The sequence below is a fragment of the Erwinia aphidicola genome (genome assembly GCF_014773485.1).
GTDB classification, from domain to species: Bacteria; Pseudomonadota; Gammaproteobacteria; order Enterobacterales; family Enterobacteriaceae; genus Erwinia; species Erwinia aphidicola.
On the sequence record NZ_JACXBP010000010.1, the window covers coordinates 37116 to 56972 of the forward strand.

The following is a 19857-nucleotide window of genomic DNA, read 5'->3' on the forward strand; positions in this document are numbered from 1 at the left end:
ATGAAGCTGATCGGCAATTACACCAGCCCGTTTGTGCGTAAAATTTCGGTGATGCTGCTGGAGAAAGGCATCACCTTCGAATTTATTAACGAGTCGCCGTGGCACGACAGCAGCCGCGTCAAAGACTACACGCCGCTGGGTAAAGTCCCGGCGCTGATCGTCGATGAGCATGAAACCTGGTACAACTCGTCGATTATTGCTGCCTTTCTGGAACTTCAGCATCAGGCGCCCGCTTTTCTGCCGGTCGACCCGCGCGACCAGCTCGAAGTGCGCCTGCTGGAAACGCTGGCCGATGGCATCTGCGATGCCGGCCTGCTGATCGTGCGCGAGCTGCAAAAAGATCCGGCGCAGCAGTCGGAAAGCGAAATGCTGCGCCAGCGCGATAAGATCCGCCGCGGGCTGGACGCGCTGGAAGCCGCCGCCGCAGAGGGTAAGTGGCTGAACGGCCCGGACATCACGCTGGCCGATATCGCTACCGCCTGTACGCTCGGCTACCTCAACTTTCGCCGCGTGGCGCCAGACTGGTGCGTCAACCGCCCGCAGCTGGTGAAGCTGGCCGAAACGCTGTTCAAACGCGACAGCTTTGCCCGCACGGAGCCGCCAGCAAACTAGCCGATGAAAAAATTGTTCAGTCAACTTCCCGCCATCGACAGCCTGTTGCGCCAGCCGGCGTTTCAGGCACTCAGTGACAGATGGGGTCACCGTCAGCTGGTCGATCTGCTGCGCCAGCTGCAACAGCAGGCCCGCGATGCGATCCAGCAACATCAACACTTGCCCGCCTGGTGCAGCGACTGGGCGCAGCATGCCGCACAGCAGCTGCAGCAGACGCACGCCAGCGGCCTGCAGCCGGTGTTGAATCTTAGCGGCACTCTCCTGCATACCAACCTCGGGCGTGCCCAGCTGGCAGAAGCGGCAGTGAGTGCCGTCTGCCGGGCGATGCGCTCCCCGGTCACGCTGGAGTACGCGCTGGATGAGGCGCAGCGCGGCCATCGCGATCGGGCAGTAGCCGACCTGCTGTGCCGCCTGACCGGGGCGGAAGACGCCTGCATTGTGAATAACAATGCGGCAGCGGTACTGCTGATGCTGGCCGCGCTGGCCGCCGACAAAGAGGTGGTGGTATCGCGCGGTGAGCTGGTGGAGATTGGCGGATCGTTTCGCATTCCCGATGTGATGACTCAGGCAGGCTGCACGCTGCATGAAGTCGGCACCACCAACCGCACCCATCTGAAAGACTACCGCCAGGCCGTCAGCGCAGAGAGCGCCCTGCTGATGAAGGTGCACACCAGCAACTATCAGGTGCAGGGGTTCACCAAAGCGGTCAGCGAAGCCGAACTGGTGCAGCTGGGCAATGAGCTGGGCCTGCCGGTCATCAGCGATCTCGGCAGCGGCTCGCTGATCGACCTCGACGCCTATGGGCTGCCGCCCGAGCCGATGCCTCAGCAGCTGATTGCCGCGGGCGTCAGCCTGGTGAGCTTCTCCGGTGACAAGCTGCTGGGCGGCCCGCAGGCCGGAATTATCGTCGGAAAAAAAGCGCTGATTGCACGCCTGCAGCAGCACCCGCTGAAGCGCGCTTTACGCGTTGATAAAATGACCCTGGCAGCGCTGGAAGCCACGCTGCAGCTCTACCTGCATCCCGAAATGCTGACGCGCGAGCTACCGACGCTGCGGCTGCTGACGCGCACGGCGCGGGAGATTGCCGCCCAGGCCGCACGCCTGCTGCCCGCCGTGACCCGCGCGCTCGGGGCACATTTTGTCGTGGCGGCCGAGCCGTGCCATTCGCAGCCCGGCAGCGGTTCACTGCCGGTGGAGCGCCTGCCGAGCAGCGCGCTGACGCTGACCCCGCGCGATGGCAGCGGTAGCACCCTGCTGGCGCTGGCGGCGCGCTTACGTGCGGGCGAGGTGCCGCTTATTGGGCGGATTTATCAGGGGCGCCTGTGGTTTGACCTGCGCGCGCTGGAAGATGAGGCACTGTTTATCAGGATGGTATCCGCATGATTATTGCCACCGCTGGCCACGTCGATCACGGCAAAACGTCGCTGTTACAGGCGATCACCGGCATCAACGCTGACCGCCTGCCGGAAGAGAAAGTGCGCGGCATGACGATCGACCTCGGCTACGCCTACTGGCCGCAGCCCGACGGGCAGGTTATCGGTTTTATTGACGTACCGGGCCATGAAAAATTCCTCGCCAATATGCTGAGCGGCATTGGCGGTATCGATCGCGCCCTGCTGGTGGTCGCCGCCGACGATGGCGTGATGCCGCAAACCCGCGAGCATCTGGCTATTTTACAGCTCAGCGGTCAGCCTGCGCTGACCGTCGCCATCACCAAGTGTGACAGCGTTGATGATGCCCGGCGCGCCGGGGTGGAGCAGCAGATCCGCCAGCTGACGCAGCAGCTTGGCTGGCAGCAGATCGCGCTGTTCAGCACCAGCATTCACAGCCAGGCTGGGATAAGCGAACTCAGCGACCATCTGCGCCAGCTACCGGCACGCACGCTGGAAACAGGCCGCCGCTTCCGCCTCGCCATCGACCGGGTTTTCAACGTCAAAGGCGCGGGCGTGGTGGTGACCGGCACCGCCCTCTGCGGCAGCGTCAGCGTCGGTGATGCCCTGTGGCTAAGCGGGATGAACAAAGCGGTGCGGGTGCGCGGGCTGCACGCTCAGAACCAGCCAACCGAGCGGGCGCAGGCGGGCCAGCGCATCGCGCTCAATCTCAGCGGCGGCGTTGAAAAAGAGCGCGTCACCCGCGGCGACTGGCTGCTGAGCGACGCGCCCGCGCAGCCGTGCGATCGGCTACTGGTCGCCCTGACGCTGCATCATGCTCTGCGTCAGGGACAGCCGCTGCACCTGCATCACGCTGCCAGCCACATCACCGGCCGCATCTCGCTGCTGCAGGATAACCTCGCCGAGCTGCTGCTCGACAAGCCGCTGTGGCTGACCGACAAAGACCGGCTTATCCTGCGCGATATCAGCGCCCGCGAAACCCTTGGGGCAGCAAGAGTGCTGCTGCTGACGCCGCCAAAACGCGGTAAACAACAGCCGGCGTTTATCCGCTGGCTAAAACAGCTGGAAAACGCCGATAGCGCGGTGGAAAAAGTCACCCTGCTGCTGGAGCAGCGCCCGCGCACGGCGGAAGAGCTTGAATGGCTGCTGCAGCTCTCCCCCGGCGCCCTCTCTGAGGTGCTGACTGCTGTGGCGCCTGACATTGCCGGGGACTATCTGCTGCCGCAAAAAGATGCGCGCCAATGGCAGACCGAGCTGCTGGTCGCGCTGGAAAACTACCATAACGAGCACGACGACCGCCCCGGTATCGGCCGCGACCGCCTGCGGCGCATTGCGCTACCCAACCTGCCGGAATCGCTGGTGCTGGCGCTTATTGCTACGCTGCTGGATAAGCAGGCGCTGCGCAACAATCATGGCTGGCTGCACCTGCCTGATTTTGAGATAGGTTTTGATGACCGGGAGGACGCGCTCTGGCAGCAGGTGCGGCCACTGTTTGGCGACCAGGCCTGGTGGGTGCGCGACCTTGCGGCCCAGGCTGGCTGTGAGGAAGCGCCAATGCGCCAGCTGCTGCGCAAGGCCGCACAGGGCGGGGAGATCGTCGCCATTGTTAAAGACCGCTACTTCGCCCAGCCGCAGATTGTGCGCTTTGCCGATATCATCCGCGAACGTGCGGCATCCGCTCTGAGCACCAGCGCCGCGGACTTCCGCGACAGGCTCGGCGTGGGGCGTAAGCTGGCAGTGCAGATTCTGGAGTTTTTTGACCGCTGCGGTTTTACCCGGCGCAAAGGCAACGAACACCTGTTGCGCGACGGCCAGATGTTTCGCTAATATGCTGGTTATATAAACAGTAAAAGGGATGAGGGTTATGCAACGCTGTGGCTGGGTATCTGAGGATCCGTTATACATCGCCTATCACGACAGTGAATGGGGCGTGCCGCTGACGCAAACCCGGGAGCTGTTCGAGATGATCTGTCTAGAGGGCCAGGTCGCCGGGCTGTCGTGGTTTACCGTCCTGAAAAAACGCGAAAACTATCGCCGCCTGTTTCACCATTTTGATGTTGAGCGCGTGGCGCAGATGGATGAGGACGATATTGAACGGCTGATGCAGGAGAGCGGCATTATCCGCCATCGCGGTAAAATCAACGCAATTATCGCTAACGCCCGCGCCGTACTGGCGATGGAAGCCAACGGCGAGCCGTTTAATACGTTTATCTGGAACTTCGTCGAACATCAGCCGCAAATAACGCGTTTCAGTGACTACCGCAGTGCCCCCACCACCAGCCCGACCTCAGATGCCATGTCAAAAGCGCTAAAAAAACGCGGCTTTAAATTCGTTGGTACGACCACCTGTTACTCATTTATGCAGGCCTGTGGGCTGATTAATGAACATATGACCGACTGTTTCTGTCACCCTGACCACAAAAAGTCGCCTTGCGTTACAAATTGAGAATAAGCCTACGTATTTCCCTCACATTTCAGCGGCATAATCGCCCTGTTTAGTTATTCATTTCAGGCAAGATTTTGTCTGAGCGCTGCAATGAGAGGGAACCCCCATGAATAAGAAAAGTGTAGTCACTATCGCCCTGGTGCTGAGCGGCACTCTTGCCCTGGCCGGCTGTACCACCAATCCTTACACTGGCGAGCGCGAAGCAGGTAAATCCGGTATCGGCGCAGGCCTTGGTGCGGCTCTGGGTGCCGGTGTTGGCATGATCTCCTCTTCGAAGAAAGATCGCGGTAAGGGCGCGCTGATTGGCGCGGCAGCCGGTGCGGCGCTGGGTGGCGGAGCCGGTTACTACATGGACGTGCAGGAAGCCAAACTGCGCGACAAGATGAAGGGCACGGGGGTCAGCGTGACGCGCAACGGTGACAATATCGTGCTGAACATGCCGAATAACGTTACCTTTGACTCCAGCAGCAGCACGCTGAAACCGGCCGGGGCCAATACCCTGAGCGGCGTGGCGATGGTGCTGAAAGAGTATCCAAAAACGGCGGTTAATGTGATCGGTTATACCGACAGCAGCGGCAGCCGCCAGCTGAACATGACCCTGTCTCAGCAGCGCGCCGACGGCGTGGGCAGCGCCCTGATCACCCAGGGCGTCGCCGCTAACCGCGTGCGCACCAGCGGAATGGGGCCGGACAACCCGATTGCCTCAAACAGCAGCGCAGAAGGGAAAGCGCAAAACCGCCGCGTTGAGATCACCCTCAGCCCGCTGCAGTAATCTTCCTGGCCCCGCCTGACCCTGGCGGGGCGATCAAGTCTCACCCGCAATTATTACGCCGTGCGATAGTGAGCTACAGCAAATTGTGCTACCCTGCGCAAAAATTGATCACGCCTGCAAACATGTCCCTGAAAGCGATCGCTCACGCGCTGGGCCTCTCCGTCACCACCGTCAGCCGTGCCCTCAACGGCTATGACGACGTCGCGGAAGAGACCCGGCTGCGCATTCAACAGGAAGCCAGACGGCGCGGATATCGCCCCAATGCCGTCGCGCGGCGCCTGAAAACCGGGCGCAGCAACGCGGTCGGTTTGCTGTTTCCCGTCGCTCCGCTGCCGTTTAACGATGCCAGCTTTGTCGAGATGATGGGGGCGATAGCCCAGTCGCTGGCCCGCGCCGATATCGACCTGTTAATCATCGCCGATGATACCCATGACGACCATCGCGGCATGCAGCGTATGCTGCGCACGCACTGCGTTGACGCCCTGATTGTCGCGCACACCACCCGCCATGACAGCCGTCTGGTGAAGCTACAGCAGCTGCACTTTCCCTTTCTTGCGCTTGGCCGCAGCCAGCTCGACACCCCCTATGCCTGGTTCGATTTTGATAATTACGCCGGCCCGCAGCTGGCCGTGGCGCACTATGCCGCGCAGGGGCTGCAGCGGCTTGCATGGCTCGGCAGCCACCACGATCAAACCTTCGTCAGCCAGCGCCGCCAGGGGTTTCTCGACGCGCTGGAGCAGCACGGGCTGGCGCGCGATAGCTGCTGGCAGGCCGAGCCTAACCGCCGTGAAGGCTATCGCCTGACTCAAACGCTGCTGGCACAGTCAGAGCCGCCGCAGGCGATCGTCGCCGACTGTAATATGCTGGGCGACGGCGCGGCGATTGCACTGCGTGAAGCCGGGCGGCTGACCGGCCCGCAGCGCATTGAGCTGATGGTGTATGACGGGCTGCCCGGCGATTCGGTGATTGCCGAACCGGTTGCCAGCATTGCGCAGGCTACACGCCTCGACGTCGGTCAGCAGGTGGCGGAAATGGTGCTGCGGCTGATGCAGGGCGAAGAGGTGACAACGCTTCAGGTGCTGTGGCAGCCCGAACTGAAATTGCCCTGATGCTGGCGTAACGCAGCAGGTGTGATAGTCTCGCGCAATATTCACCGCCAGGGACCATCATGAACCGTAAGGCCGCCAAAGCCACCATCAGCGATGTCGCCAAAGCCGCGAACGTCGGCAAAACCAGCGTTTCCCGCTATCTCAACGGCGAGCTAAACGCGCTGTCCGCCGAGCTGAAAACCCGTATCGAAACGGCCATCGCCGAGCTTAACTATCGCCCCAGCCAGATGGCACGCGGCCTGAAGCGCGGGCGCACGCGGCTGATTGGCCTGATCATTGCGGATATCACCAACCCCTACTCGGTTAACGTGCTGAGCGGCATCGAAGCCGCCTGCCGCGCGCACGGTTTTACCCTGCTGATGTGTAATACCAACAACGAAGTGGACCTGGAGCAGCACTACCTCAACCTGCTCAGCAGCTATCAGGTAGAGGGGGTGGTGGTGAACGCCGTCGGCATGCGCGAAGAGGCGCTCAATCAGCTGCAGCAGTCGCTGCTGCCCATGGTACTGATTGACCGTAAAATCCCCGATTTCGACTGCGATGTGATCGGGCTGGATAACCCGGCGGCGGCACTTCAGGCCACCGACCACTTGCTGACGCAGGGCTATCGCGCCCTGCTGTTTATCAGCGAACCGCTGGGGCTGGTGAATACCCGCCTCGAGCGCGTGCATGCATTCCATCAGCGCATGGCGCAGCAGCCGGAGCGGGTCGCTGAACATGCCGAGGTGCCGCTTGGCGACGGTGAAAAGCTGGAGCAGGTGCTGAGCGACTTTTACCAGCGCCATCAGCACGCCCCGTGCGCAGTGATGGTGGTCAATGGCGCACTGACGCTGCAGGTTGCCCGCGCCCTGCGCCGGCTCAATCTCAACTGGGGTCAGCAGCTTGGCCTGTTGGGCTTTGACGAACTGGAGTGGGCAGAGCTGGCCGGCGTCGGCATCACTACCCTCAAGCAGCCCACCTGGCAAATGGGCTACGCCGCGCTGGAGCAGGTGCTGAAACGCATTGAGGGCGATGAAGCACCGATGCACGAGCAGGTATTTAGCGGTGAACTGATTGTGCGCGGGTCGACGCAGAAGCTGGCCGTTTCAGGATAAACAGCGTTACAGGCTTGCCTGTTCCCTATAGCGGGAACAGGATTTTTTGTTCATTGCTTGCCCTTCCCGCCACCTGCCATTTTTAAGAGCTTTCCCCGCCAGAAATTGTTCACATCGTGAGCGCGATCATAAATTCCACTTCTGCCGCTATCTTTTGGAACCGGTTCCAACTAACGTTTTTTTATCAAGTCGGGCGCAAAGGTCCGCAGTAATGCCGGAGGAAAGATGAAAAGAGAAGTGATTGTAGTGACCGCCGCCTACGGCCGAGAGAAAATAGATGAGCTGGGCGGGCAGCAGGCGCTGCTGCCGATTATTGCCGCCGCCGGGGCCGATGGCGTGGAGATCCGCCGCGAGCTGTTCAACGCGCAGCAGCTGTCAGCGCTGCCTGAGTTAGCCGACGCGATCGCGGCCAGCCGCCTGATGGCGACCTACTCGGTGCCGGAAGCGCTGTTTATGGCGGACGGTTCGCTTAACCCCAACCTCGATGGTCATTTCAACGAGGCGGAACAGCTTAACGCGCAGCTACTAAAATATTCTCTGGGCCACTATCAGACCGGCTTTGACTGCAGCGTCCTGCGCGGCAAGCTGGCGGGAAAAAAGGTCCATCTGGTGGTGGAGAACGACCAAACCGCCTGCGGTAAACTGCACGCGCTGGACCAATTCTTTCACGCCTGCGGCGAGAGCCGCACCTGCAACGGCATGACTTTCGATATGGGCAACTGGCTGTGGGTTGGCGACCAGCCGCTGCAGGCAGCCGAACGCCTGAGCCGCTATGTCAGCTATATCCACGTTAAGGCCGCCGTGCCCGACGGAGACAGCTGGCGCGCGGTGGCGCTGGATGATGCCGATAATCTGTGGCGCGAGACGCTGGCTCTTTTACCTGCCGACGTGCCGCGGGCCATTGAGTTTCCGCTGGAAGGGGCCGACCTGGTGGCCGTTACCCGCCACTATGTTGACCTGCTGCGCGAGGAGTAAATGATGACCGCTCAAACCCACCCCACGCTGGATGCCGTGACCATCGGTGAGGCCATGGCGATGTTTGTCGCCAGCGAATGCGGCGATCTGGCAGGCGTGACGCAGTTCAGCAAACGCATTGCCGGCGCCGAACTTAACGTGGCGATTGGCCTGGCGCGCCTCGGTCTGAACGTAGGCTGGGTCAGCCGCATTGGTGACGACTCGTTTGGCCGCTTCACCTGTCAGCAGCTCGATCTGGAGGGCGTCGACCGCCGTCAGGTCACCTGCGACCCGCGTTATCCTACCGGTTTCCAGATGAAATCCCGCGTGGACGATGGCTCCGATCCGCTGGTTGAATACTTTCGTAAAGGCTCGGCGGCCAGCCATCTCTCGCCCGCCGATTTTGATCGCGACTACTTTGCCAGCGCACGCCATCTGCATCTGAGCGGCGTGGCGGCGGCCATTTCCGACAGCTCGCTGGCGCTGTCACAGCATGCGGCACGCGAAATGAAGGCGCTGGGTAAAACCATCTCCTTCGACCCGAACCTGCGCCCGGTGCTGTGGTCGAGCGAAGCCGAGATGATTAAGCAGCTGAACGGCCTGGCGCAGTACGCCGACTGGGTACTGCCCGGTATTAAAGAGGGACAGATCCTGACCGGCTATCAGCAGCCGGAAGCGATTGCCGATTTCTATCTGGCAATGGGCGTGCAGGCGGTGGTGATCAAAACCGGCAGCGATGGCGCCTGGTATAAAACGGCAGCAGGTGAAAAGGGCCAGATTGCGGCGGTGCTGACGGATAACGTGGTGGATACCGTCGGCGCTGGCGACGGTTTTGCCGTCGGAGTGATCAGCGCCCTGCTGGAAGGAAAATCGTTACCCGCCGCGATCCTGCGCGGTAATAAAATCGGTTCTCTGGCAATCCAGGTATCGGGCGACAGCGAAGGGTTACCCACGCGCGCCACGCTGGGTGATTTCTAGCTGTTGCCACTGACCGAAACATAACAAAACCGCATCGCCCTACAACAGAATGCGGACACCGAGGACAGAACTATGAGCAATCAGACAATCGCGCCAAAACGCTGGTGGTACATCATGCCCATCGTGTTTATCACCTACAGCCTGGCGTATCTGGACCGTGCAAACTTCAGTTTTGCTTCCGCAGCGGGGATCAACGAAGACCTCGGCATCACCAAGGGGGTATCATCCCTGCTGGGTGCGCTGTTCTTCCTCGGCTACTTCTTCTTCCAGATCCCCGGCGCCATCTATGCCGAGCGGCGCAGCGTGAAAAAGCTGGTGTTCTGGTGCCTGATCCTGTGGGGCATCTGCGCCACGCTGACCGGGCTGGTGAGCAATATCCCGATGCTGGCGGCGATCCGCTTTACGCTGGGTGTGGTAGAGGCGGCGGTGATGCCGGCGATGCTGATTTACATCAGTAACTGGTTTACCAAATCCGAACGCTCGCGCGCCAATACCTTCCTGATCCTCGGTAATCCGGTCACCGTACTGTGGATGTCGGTGGTCTCCGGCTATCTGATCGACGCCTTCGGCTGGCGTGAAATGTTTATTATTGAAGGCTTCCCGGCGGTGATCTGGGCAGTCGCCTGGTGGTTCCTGGTGCAGGATAAACCCGCGCAGGCCAAATGGCTGAGCGACGCGGAGAAAGCCGCGCTCCAGGCGCAGCTGCAGAAAGAGCAGGAGAACCTGAAGGCGGTACGCAACTATGCTGAAGCCTTTAAGTCGCGCAACGTTATTCTCCTCTGCGCGCAGTACTTTACCTGGAGCATCGGCGTTTACGGCTTCGTGCTGTGGCTGCCATCTATTTTGCGTAACGGCACCGGCATGGGCATGGTCGAAGCGGGCTGGCTGTCGGCGGTTCCCTATCTGGCCGCAACCATTGCGATGATCGTCGTCTCCTGGGCCTCCGATAAGTTACAAAACCGCAAACTGTTTGTCTGGCCGTTGCTGCTGATTGGTGCGCTGGCGTTTTTAGGTTCATATTTGGTGGGGCCTGGCAACTTCTGGCTCTCTTATGCCCTGCTAGTGATCGCCGGGGCGGCGATGTATGCGCCTTATGGCCCGTTCTTTGCCATTATCCCGGAAATGCTGCCGCGTAATGTCGCCGGCGGCGCGATGGCCCTGATCAATGCGATGGGCGCCCTGGGCTCGTTCCTCGGCTCGTGGGTGGTCGGTTACCTGAACGGTGCCACCGGCAGCCCGTCCGCGTCCTATATCTTTATGGGCGCGGCATTACTGATTTCCGTCTGGCTGACGCTGGCCGTAAAACCGGCGCGCAACAAGCAACAGCCGCTGCCCGACGGCGCTAAACACGCTTAATGCTTTTGGAGAAATGAATGAAACCTTCTGTGGTGCTGTATAAATCGTTGCCTGAAGACCTGCGTGCAAAGCTGGATGAACATTTCAGCGTGACCGAAATCAACGGCTTAACCCCGGAAACCCTCGCGCAACATGCCGACGCCTTCCGTCACGCCGAGGGGATCCTCGGCTCCGGCGGCAAAGTGGATGCGGAGTTTCTACAGCACGCGCCGAAGCTGCGTGCCGCCTCCAGCGTCTCGGTCGGTTATGACAACTTTGACGTCGCCGCGCTCAACGACCGCAAAGTGCTGCTGATGCACACCCCGACGGTGCTGACCGAAACGGTGGCCGATACCATGATGGCGCTGGTGCTCAGCTCCGCACGCCGCGTGGTCGAAATGGCGGAACGCGTGAAGGCGGGCGAATGGCAGGGCAGTTTCGGCCCTGAGTGGTTCGGCATTGATGTCCACCACAAAAAGCTCGGCATTCTGGGCATGGGCCGCATCGGTCTGGCGCTGGCGCAGCGTGCGCACCTCGGTTTCGGCATGCCGATCCTGTATAACGCGCGTAAGCATCATGAAGAAGCCGAGCAGCGCTTTGACGCGCAGTACTGCGACCTGGATACGCTGCTGGCCGAGTCAGACTTCCTCTGCATCAGCCTGCCGCTGACCGGGCAGACCCATCACCTGATCGGGCGTGAGCAGCTGGCGAAGATGAAGAAAAGCGCGGTGTTGATTAACGCCGGGCGCGGCCCGGTGGTCGATGAGCAGGCGCTGATCGACGCATTGAAAGATGGCACGATCCACGCTGCCGGGCTGGACGTGTTTGAGCGGGAGCCGCTGCCGGTCAGCTCAGAGCTGCTGCAGCTGCGCAACGTGGTGGCGCTGCCGCATATCGGCTCCGCGACCCATGAGACCCGCTACGGTATGGCGAAGGACGCGGTAGATAACCTGATTGCCGCGTTAACCGGCAAGGTGGAGAAGAACTGCGTTAATCCACAGATATTGTCCCTGGGCTGAGGCACGCCAAAACGGGCGGGGCATGCCCCGCCCCTACCACGGGGAGGGTTACTCCGTCGCGATCGGCGTTTGGTTAATCTCTACTGTGTCATCCCCCTGGATCTGCTTCACGCGCTGTTCAACCTTCTGCACCGCGCTGGCGTCCTTCAGTAGGGAATAGGTCAGCGTAAATTCGGTGCTCTGCCCCGGCTGCAGCTGTTTCACTCTTCCCTGCTCTTTCTCGATTGTTACCGGATAAGCATAGTTGGTGCCCGGCTCAATCCCGGTGACATAACCCTGCTTCAGGGTGTCGGTGTTCTTCCACATGGTCAGCAGCGGCAGCTGGCGGGTATCAAACTCAATCGCGGCCCCCTTGTCGCCCTTGCTGTTAATCACCGCCGCCACGGTTTTGCCATTGCTGTCCGCTTTGGGCTGCAGGTTAAACACCATCTCGTCGAAATCTTTGGTCGGCGCGCCATAAACGTTCCAGCCATCCAGCCCTTTTTTGGCGTAGTCGTTAAAAGGCGATACTGATTTCAGCGGGGCGATAAAGCGCGCGTCTTTTTCCAGGATCGGCGTGCCGAAGTTACTGTGGTAGATAATCTGATAGTCGTGCGGATAGTCTGCCTCATTGGTCAGCACATCATGCACGGTGAATGAGTCCGAGCCCGGCACGTAACGCAGCTCGGTCCAGGTTTCGAGTTTCGCCTTCTTGAAGGTGACCTCTTTCAGCAGCCCGCGAATGCGAATTTCATGCGGGGCTTTATCATCAACCATCACTTCAACTTTCGACGCTGGGGTGTTGCCTGCCTTGCCGTGCAGCGTGTAGATCACCCCGTCTTTGGTTACCGGGTGCCCGGTCCACTCAAAGCCGCAGCGCACCATCATCTCGTTGAATCCTTCCAGCCAGCCCAGCCCGTTACGGCTCTCCAGGTTGATATAGGCCGGGTTGACCACTTCCTGCACCGGAGAGTCCCAGCCCAGGCGCACGCCGTGGCCGCTGACGTGCAGCAGATCCATACCGCGCGTCGGGCTGAGTGCAATGGTCAGCCCGTTTTTACTGGTCAGCGTCAGCACTTTGGAGCCCTCCTGCTTGCCGCCGTGCAACACCTTTTGCTCGATGCTGAAACTCTCGCCTGCCAGCTTCAGCTGCTGGCTGCTGATTTGCCAGTTGCCCTTTTCTGTCCCGCTTTCAGCATCCGTCAGCAGCCAGCTTTGCGCCGCAGCCTGACCGCTAAGAATCGCCAACACACACCCTGCCAGAACGCTTTTTTTCATCTCTTTATCCCTTTAGCTGAATTGATTTAGCTTTATGCGGGTCCAGACTACAAATCACCGGCAGATAAAAACGTGACAACCATCACCGACTGACTTTTAAGCTGTTTTTGCTCCACTAAACGCGATAGTGGTCACGTAAAAATGATGACTCATGATTAATTACATAAATAAATGTGATGTTTAGCGGAAGATTGAGCGGGATGTAAAAAACGATTCAGCTATGGGGTGCTGCTCGCCCTCTGCAAGTGGGGTCTGCCCCGACCCTACACCGCTCGCCCTCCTGATTAGGGGCCAGGCAGGCTGGCACAATCAGACAAATGCGATTCTGCCGCCGCAGCATTGCATTCATCCGGCTGCTGACGTTAAGGTGGTCCTCCTGAGGACTAACAAGTGATTAACAGGGTATGAGCTTTTCGGCATTTGGTGACAAATTTACGCGTCATTCGGGCATCTCTCGTCTGATGGAAGATATGGGCGAAGGTTTACGCACGCCGGGGACGGTGATGCTCGGCGGCGGTAATCCCGCGCAGATCCCGGCGATGAACGACTATTTCCAGCAGCTGCTGCAGCAGATGCACGACGAAGGCAAGCTGGCGGAAGCGCTGTGTAACTACGACGGCCCACGCGGTAAAAGCACCCTGCTGGATTCACTCTCCCGGCTGCTGCGCGATGAGCTGGGCTGGCAGATCGCCCCCGAAAATATCGCCCTGACCAACGGTAGCCAGAGCGCCTTCTTCTATCTGTTTAACCTGTACGCTGGCCGCCGCGCCGACGGCAGTAAGAAACGCGTGCTGTTCCCTCTGGCCCCTGAATACCTTGGCTATGCCGATGCCGGACTGGATGAAGACCTGTTTGTCTCCACGCGCCCGAATATCGAACTGCTGCCGGAAGGGCAGTTTAAGTATCACGTCGATTTTGAACACCTGCATATCGGCGACGATACCGGGCTGATCTGCGTATCGCGCCCGACCAACCCGACCGGCAATGTCATCACCGATGAGGAGCTGCTGAAGCTGGATGCGCTGGCGCAGCAGCATCAGATCCCGCTGCTGATCGATAACGCTTATGGCGTGCCGTTCCCGGGTATTATCTTCAGCGAGGCGCGCCCGCTGTGGAACCCGAACATTATTCTGTGCATGAGCCTGTCCAAGCTCGGCCTGCCGGGGTCGCGCTGCGGCATCATTATTGCCGATGAGAAAGTGATCTCCGCCATCAGCAATATGAACGGCATTATCAGCCTGGCACCCGGCAGCATTGGCCCGGCGATCGCTAATGAGATGATCCAGCGCGGCGATCTGCTGCGGCTGTCAGAAGAGGTGATTAAGCCGTTCTACCAGCAGCGGGTTAACCAGACAATCGCCGTTATTCGCCGCTATTTATCCCCCGATCGCTGCCTGATCCATAAACCGGAGGGGGCGATTTTCCTCTGGCTGTGGTTCAAAGACCTGCCGATCACCACCGAAGTGCTGTACCAGCGTTTAAAACAGCGCGGCGTGCTGATGGTGCCGGGGCACTTCTTCTTCCCGGGGCTGGAGCAGGCGTGGCCGCATACGCATCAGTGCATGCGCATGAACTATGTGCCGGACAGCGAGAAGATTGAGCGCGGAATTGCGATTCTGACGGAAGAGGTCGAGCGGGCGCACCGCGAAGGCTAACGCCGGAAAAGAGGATAAAACAAGGGCCGCCAGCTGGCGGCCCGTCAGCATTTTATTTCATGATTTCGATACGGCGCGGTTTATTGGCTTCTGGCACCACGCGCTCAAGGTCGATATACAGCAGGCCATTTTCCAGTTTGGCATCACGCACGTGTACGTGCTCGGCCAGCTGGAATTTACGCTCGAAGTTGCGCTCGGCAATGCCCTGATAGAGATAGGTGCGTTCCTGCTGCTCTTCCGGGTGCGAACCGCGCACGCTGAGCAGGTTGTCGTGGGAGGTGATCTCCAGTTCGCTTTCCGCGAAGCCCGCCACGGCAATGGTAATTCGGTAGTTGTTTTCTGCCACCAGCTCCACATTGTACGGAGGGTAGCCGCCATTGTTGTTGCTCTGACCCTGGCTGGATTCCAGCAGGTTGATCAGACGGTCAAAGCCAATGGATGAACGGTACAGTGGGGCAAGGTCAAAATTACGCATGTTGCAGCTCCTGATAGTCAGCGAGATGTGATTAACAAAGTCGATCCTCCACATTGGACGGACCGCCGGTTCAGAAAACGCTGCCCTGTCGGCGCAGGCTTCACTGACCGTAAGAGTAAAATGGTGACAGACGCGATGCTTTCAAGGGGAAAATGCGATTTTTTTAACCGGAAAGCAGTGAATGTCATACACTCAGGGATGAGTTTGCCGGACCACGGTGCCAGCCACCACAGAGTGGACAATGCTTTGACGCACGCCGGCGACAAGTCTCAGCAGGCTTGCCATAACAAGGGATATTAATGATGAATGCATTGAAGAAGTGCCATATTGCCGGTTTTGTTGCCTGCGTTTCGCTGGTGAATACCAGCGGCTGCTCCAGCGTGATGATGCACTCCGCGCCTTACGAGGGTTACTACCCCGGTACGCGCGCCAGCGCAGAGACAATCGTCGATAAAAACAGCGGCTGGGTGATGAAACCGCTGGCCGCTATCGATCTGCCATTCTCGGCGGTGCTGGATACGCTGCTGCTGCCGATGGACTATTACCGCTCCGGCGACAAAGGGGAAGATGACTCCCCGCGCGCGCGCGTGCTGCGCAGCGAGCAGGCCAATCATACCGATGCCATCATGAACGAAACCATGGCCCCCATGTCGTCCTCCCACGATGCCGCACCGTCACCCGCCAGCGGCGCTAGCCACGCACCCGCGCGATAAATATCTGCCGCCACGGGTTGCCGTCCCGTAAATAGGCGACTGACTCACCGTCCGGCGAGAACACCACCGCATCGGCTACCGGCGGGATTTCGCTGCGTGCGGTAATGCGCCGCACTGCTCCGCTGGCAAGCTGGCAAATCATCACGCTGTTATCGCAGACAAATGCCAGCTGCTGCCCATTTGGGTGCCAGCTGAACGCCGACTGAATGCTGTGATGACCGTGCGTCACCTGCCGCGGCTCGCCCCCCAGTGGGGAAACGGTCCACAGCTGCACCACATCCGCCTCGTCCGCCATCAGAAAAGCAATCGCGCTGCCGTCCGGCGAGCTACGCAGCCAGTGGCGCGGGGTGCTGGCCAGGCCACGGCGGGTAAAGGTCAGGCGCCGCTGTTTTACGCCGCGTGGTGGCGCTGGCAGGCTGTATGCGGTGCCTTCCAGCGGCGCGTCCCCGGCCAGCGCATAGTCGGTACTGTTTTCCGGCAGATCGACAATAAACACCTCGGCCACTTTCTCGCCGCCTGGCGCGACGGTATCGCCAATAAAGGCCAGCGCCCAGCGCTGACGGCTACCGTCGGCGCGCTGATACCCCAGGTTCCCCACCCAGCCCTCTTCATAGGCGCGGTTGATTTCATCACTGCCCGGCAGCGGCTGAACGGTGGTGCGGCTCACCAGCACGCAGTAGTGGCTGCCGTCATATTCACGCGGATGGTTTTTTGGCGGGCAGACCGCATGCAGCGGCACCGCCACGCCCACATTGCGCAGGTCCTGCTTCACGTCCAGCTCATGCATCACGTGGTCGTTATAGGTAAAGCTCAGGCGTGAACCATCCGGGCTGAACACGTGCACGTGCGAGCCGCCGCGCAGCGCCCCGGCGGTAAACGGCGGGGTGATATCGCAGGCATCAAGATTTTCCGCCACCCCGTGCTGAACGATCACCCCGCGCCGATGATGAAAATCATACTTCCACTGGCTGTCCGGGTGCTCGGGGCCGTGAATGCAGACATAGCGCGGGGGCAGATCCGGGCTGGCGGTTACCACGCCAACGTGCGCACCGTCGCGCGCCTGATATAGCACCTCGGTCTCACCGCTGCTGACGTTAACCCGCTCAATGGTCAGGCCGGTAAATGACGCACCGGAAGGGCGCACGTCGTACACCAGCCACTGGCTGTCCGCGGTCCAGACATTGATATTGGTCAGCTGGTGGTGGCGCGCAGCGAAGGTGAGTTGTATTTCTTTCATAGGGGGCCGCTGATAGGGGGGCGGGGAGGATCCCCGCCACCGATAACTAAGGATAGTGGATACGGCGGATGAAGAATATCCGCCGTCTGACGGGGTCAGGCAGGCTACAGTACGAACTTCTCAATCGCGTGGGCCACGCCATCTTCAAAGTTAGGCCGGGTGACAAACTGCGCCATCGCCTTCACTTTCTCAATGCCGTTGCCCATCGCCACGCCGGTGCCGGCATATTCCAGCATCGCCAGGTCATTCTCCTGGTCGCCGATGGCCATCACCTCTTCACGCTTCAGCCCCAGCAGCTCCGCCAGCGCTTTAACGCCCGACCCTTTATTGACGCTTTTATCAAGGATTTCGAGGTAGTAAGGCGAGCTTTTCATGATGGTGTAGCGATCGTACGCTTCCTGCGGGATCTTCTTAATCGCCGCATCCAGCAGTTCTGGCGGGTCGATCATCATCACTTTCGGGAAGCTCAGGCTGCGGTCCATTTCAGCGACGTCGCGCTGGCGCAGCGGGATTCCGGTCAGCCACGCCTCATGAACGGTATACTCGCTGATATCCTTATTTGGCGTGAACAGCTCGGTTTTGGTCAGCGCCTGGAAATGCACGCCCAGCTCGCGCGCCAGCTTTTCGAAGTAGAGATAATCATCGAAATGCAGCGCCACTTCCGCCACGCATTCACCGCTTTCCGCCTTTTGAACCAGTGCGCCGTTGTTGGTGATGCAGTACTGCCCGGGCTGCTGTAAATCCAGCTCCGTCAGGTAATTCTGCACGCCAACAAACGGGCGCCCGGTCGCCAGGACAATCGCCACGCCGTTATCGCGCGCCGCCTGAATGGCCTGCTTCACGCCAGGGGTGATCTGGTGCTGTGGATTCAGTAACGTGCCGTCCATATCAATCGCAATCAGTTTTATCGCCATACCATCCTCGTTAGCCAACAGTTTGTTCCCATGCTAGCGCGATTCAGCTAATGATCACCAGCCTGATTACGCGCTGAACGGCACGCATCCATCAGCGCTGCGCTGCCAGCGGTTTATTAACAAAGAAACCGTAGCTGATCGCACCCAGCATCAGCAGCCCGGCCCCGAGCAGGAACACGTTGGTGAATTTTCCGGTCATATCCAGAATCACCCCGGTGACAATCGGTGCCATTGCGGCGCCAAGGAAGCCGCCAAAGTTCTGAATCGCCCCGAGTGACGCCACCTGATCCTTCGGCGCGATGTCGGTCGCCAGCGTCCAGATAGCCCCCTGTGGCATCTGCGAGCAGAAGTAGCCCAGCGACAGCAGGGTAATCGCCAGCGGGGTACTGTCGACGAACGGGATCGGGGCGACAAAGCAGGCTGCCAGCGCCGCACCCGCAACGATGGGGATCTTACGCGCGTGGATGGCTTTCATGCCGCCTCGCACCAGCTTATCGGACAGCATTCCGCCCACCAGCACGCCGAGGATCCCGGCAAAGAAGGGAATCGAGGCAATCCAGCCGGTCTGCTTCAGGCTGAAGCCGAGCGATTTTTCCAGATAGCTTGGCAGCCAGGTGAGATACACCCAGATGGTAAACATGATGGAGAAGTTACCGATCACCATAAACCACGTGGTGCGGTGCTTAAACAGCGCGCCCCAGCTGGTTTTAACCACTTTTTCCCCGGCGGCCGTGACGCTGCGGTGCCCGGCATGGATCAGCGCATCTTCACGCGCATCCGGATCGCGGTAAAACTTCCACCACGCCAGCAGCAGTGGGAGCCCCATCAGGCCGATTGCCATAAACATCCCGCGCCAGCCAAAGCTCAGCAGCAGCACGGTCAGGATTGGCGGGGCGATGGCGTTCGCGATCTGCGAACCGGTATTGATGATTGAGGTTGGCAGGCCGCGCTCTTTGTCGCCAAACCAGCGGTGGGTGATTTTAATGCCGGAGGTAAAGAACGGCGATTCGGAAATCCCCAGCAGCATACGCAGGCCATAAAACACCGAGTAGCTGTTGACAAAAGCGGCGAGGAAAGTGAAGCCGGACCACAGCCCCAGCGCCCAGGAGAACATGCGTTTCGGGCCGAACTTATCCACCAGCCAGCCCGCCGGCAGGTTGGCCAGCGCATACGGCCAGAGGAAGGCCGACAGCAGCAGCCCCATTTCGGTCTGCGAGAAGCCAAACTCGGCGGCAATGGTGGTGTTGGCGATGCTGAGGTTGGCGCGATCCAGATAGTTAACCACCGCTGCCAGCAGCAGAATAAGGATAATGCCCCAGCGCAGGCGAGAGATCTGCGGCGGGTTGGCGGCCAGCGGCTGCACGGAGGAGGTTGCGGCTACAGAGGTCTCTTTCATGATGATGTCTCGTCAGTAAACAGGCTCAGGTGAATTTTGATTACCGCTTTGCGGATGCGGGAAACACCGTGGGTCTGGCAACAGGGGCGATGAACATCATGGGGAAACAGCACCACAAAGGTATCCGCTTCCAGCGCAATCATCGATTCATTGTGGGTCTGATGGTAGAACACGATATCGCGCTGTTCGGCGTCGTCTTCGACGACCACATGGCTTGGGTGCGCGCGCGCCACGCCGATGCTCTCTTCACCGGACAGCAGATACTGAATATCAACATAGTTAAAATGTGACTCGGCGCGGCGGGCGCTGGCCGGTTCGGTTGCCATGGTCTGATAGAGGCAGAACATCTTATTATCCGGCAGGATGTCGAATTTTCCCGGTTCCAGCGCGGCAAAATCCGTGGCGGCAATCCATTCCAAAGCCTGGTTAATCACCGGGTGCAGGGTATGACGTTCCCTCGCCCAGTCGTTGCGATCGCAAAAAATCATGGTCGTTGTCCC

Annotated in this window: 19 protein-coding genes; 13 read left to right on the forward strand and 6 right to left on the reverse strand. The window is 59.9% G+C overall.

Annotated elements, in window-relative coordinates; translation table 11 throughout:
• The 11 genes from ID864_RS20170 (at position 1) to ghrB (ending at position 11710) form a co-directional block, all read left to right on the forward strand.
• Positions 1-612: a glutathione S-transferase gene (locus ID864_RS20170; RefSeq protein WP_048917890.1), complete on the forward strand. Its 612-nt coding sequence runs from the start codon at positions 1-3 to the stop codon at positions 610-612.
• Between the two features lie 3 nt (positions 613-615).
• Positions 616-1995, forward strand: a complete 1380-nt coding sequence (gene selA / locus ID864_RS20175) for an L-seryl-tRNA(Sec) selenium transferase (protein WP_099754749.1) — start codon at positions 616-618, stop codon at positions 1993-1995.
• Complete coding sequence (gene selB, locus ID864_RS20180; protein ID WP_191150278.1) at positions 1992-3830, forward strand: selenocysteine-specific translation elongation factor; 1839 nt, start codon at positions 1992-1994, stop codon at positions 3828-3830. Before selA ends, selB begins: the two co-directional genes overlap by 4 nt.
• Positions 3831-3867: 37 nt before the next feature.
• The gene (locus ID864_RS20185; protein ID WP_048917893.1) at positions 3868-4449 is read left to right on the forward strand and encodes a DNA-3-methyladenine glycosylase I; all 582 of its coding nucleotides are present in this window, start codon (positions 3868-3870) and stop codon (positions 4447-4449) included.
• Between the two features lie 106 nt (positions 4450-4555).
• Complete coding sequence (locus tag ID864_RS20190) at positions 4556-5221, forward strand: OmpA family lipoprotein (protein WP_099754746.1); 666 nt, start codon at positions 4556-4558, stop codon at positions 5219-5221.
• Positions 5222-5343: 122 nt separating this feature from the next.
• On the forward strand, positions 5344-6330 hold the full coding sequence (locus ID864_RS20195; RefSeq protein WP_099754745.1) for a LacI family DNA-binding transcriptional regulator: 987 nt from the start codon (positions 5344-5346) through the stop codon (positions 6328-6330).
• 59 nt (positions 6331-6389) lie between these two features.
• Positions 6390-7424 carry a LacI family DNA-binding transcriptional regulator gene (locus ID864_RS20200; RefSeq protein ID WP_048917895.1) on the forward strand — a complete coding sequence of 345 codons (1035 nt, stop codon included), beginning with the start codon at positions 6390-6392 and terminating at the stop codon, positions 7422-7424.
• 225 nt (positions 7425-7649) lie between these two features.
• Positions 7650-8399, forward strand: a complete 750-nt coding sequence (locus tag ID864_RS20205) for a sugar phosphate isomerase/epimerase family protein (protein ID WP_048917896.1) — start codon at positions 7650-7652, stop codon at positions 8397-8399.
• Positions 8400-8402: 3 nt separating this feature from the next.
• The gene (locus ID864_RS20210) at positions 8403-9356 is read left to right on the forward strand and encodes a sugar kinase (protein ID WP_048917916.1); all 954 of its coding nucleotides are present in this window, start codon (positions 8403-8405) and stop codon (positions 9354-9356) included.
• A 72-nt stretch (positions 9357-9428) separates the two neighbouring features.
• On the forward strand, positions 9429-10712 hold the full coding sequence (locus tag ID864_RS20215) for an MFS transporter (RefSeq protein WP_048917897.1): 1284 nt from the start codon (positions 9429-9431) through the stop codon (positions 10710-10712).
• Positions 10713-10729: 17 nt separating this feature from the next.
• On the forward strand, positions 10730-11710 hold the full coding sequence (gene ghrB / locus ID864_RS20220; RefSeq protein WP_099754514.1) for a glyoxylate/hydroxypyruvate reductase GhrB: 981 nt from the start codon (positions 10730-10732) through the stop codon (positions 11708-11710).
• A gap of 48 nt (positions 11711-11758) precedes the next feature.
• Here the strand turns inward: ghrB and ID864_RS20225 are convergent, their stop codons facing one another.
• Positions 11759-12967, reverse strand: a complete 1209-nt coding sequence (locus ID864_RS20225) for an aldose 1-epimerase family protein (protein WP_048917899.1) — start codon at positions 12965-12967, stop codon at positions 11759-11761.
• Between the two features lie 404 nt (positions 12968-13371).
• Between ID864_RS20225 and ID864_RS20230 the strand changes: the two genes are divergently transcribed.
• The gene (locus ID864_RS20230; RefSeq protein ID WP_048917900.1) at positions 13372-14622 is read left to right on the forward strand and encodes a valine--pyruvate transaminase; all 1251 of its coding nucleotides are present in this window, start codon (positions 13372-13374) and stop codon (positions 14620-14622) included.
• Positions 14623-14674: 52 nt separating this feature from the next.
• Here the strand turns inward: ID864_RS20230 and ibpA are convergent, their stop codons facing one another.
• Positions 14675-15097 carry a small heat shock chaperone IbpA gene (gene ibpA / locus ID864_RS20235; protein ID WP_048917901.1) on the reverse strand — a complete coding sequence of 141 codons (423 nt, stop codon included), beginning with the start codon at positions 15095-15097 and terminating at the stop codon, positions 14675-14677.
• 302 nt (positions 15098-15399) lie between these two features.
• Between ibpA and ID864_RS20240 the strand changes: the two genes are divergently transcribed.
• Entirely contained in the window at positions 15400-15810 is a 411-nt protein-coding gene (locus ID864_RS20240) for a YceK/YidQ family lipoprotein (protein WP_048917917.1), read from the forward strand.
• Here the strand turns inward: ID864_RS20240 and ID864_RS20245 are convergent.
• From ID864_RS20245 to ID864_RS20260, 4 genes are all read right to left on the reverse strand, one after another.
• Complete coding sequence (locus ID864_RS20245; protein ID WP_191150279.1) at positions 15788-17047, reverse strand: DUF3748 domain-containing protein; 1260 nt, start codon at positions 17045-17047, stop codon at positions 15788-15790. The two genes, ID864_RS20240 and ID864_RS20245, sit on opposite strands and share 23 nt — an antisense overlap.
• 104 nt (positions 17048-17151) lie before the next feature.
• On the reverse strand, positions 17152-17961 hold the full coding sequence (gene yidA / locus ID864_RS20250; protein ID WP_048917903.1) for a sugar-phosphatase: 810 nt from the start codon (positions 17959-17961) through the stop codon (positions 17152-17154).
• Positions 17962-18052: 91 nt separating this feature from the next.
• Positions 18053-19357 (reverse strand): MFS transporter, encoded by a 1305-nt coding sequence (locus tag ID864_RS20255; protein ID WP_048917904.1) that lies wholly within the window; start codon positions 19355-19357, stop codon positions 18053-18055.
• The gene (locus ID864_RS20260; RefSeq protein WP_099754513.1) at positions 19354-19845 is read right to left on the reverse strand and encodes a YhcH/YjgK/YiaL family protein; all 492 of its coding nucleotides are present in this window, start codon (positions 19843-19845) and stop codon (positions 19354-19356) included. The genes ID864_RS20255 and ID864_RS20260 overlap by 4 nt, the downstream gene beginning before the upstream one ends.
• Between the last annotated feature and the right edge of the window lie 12 nt (positions 19846-19857).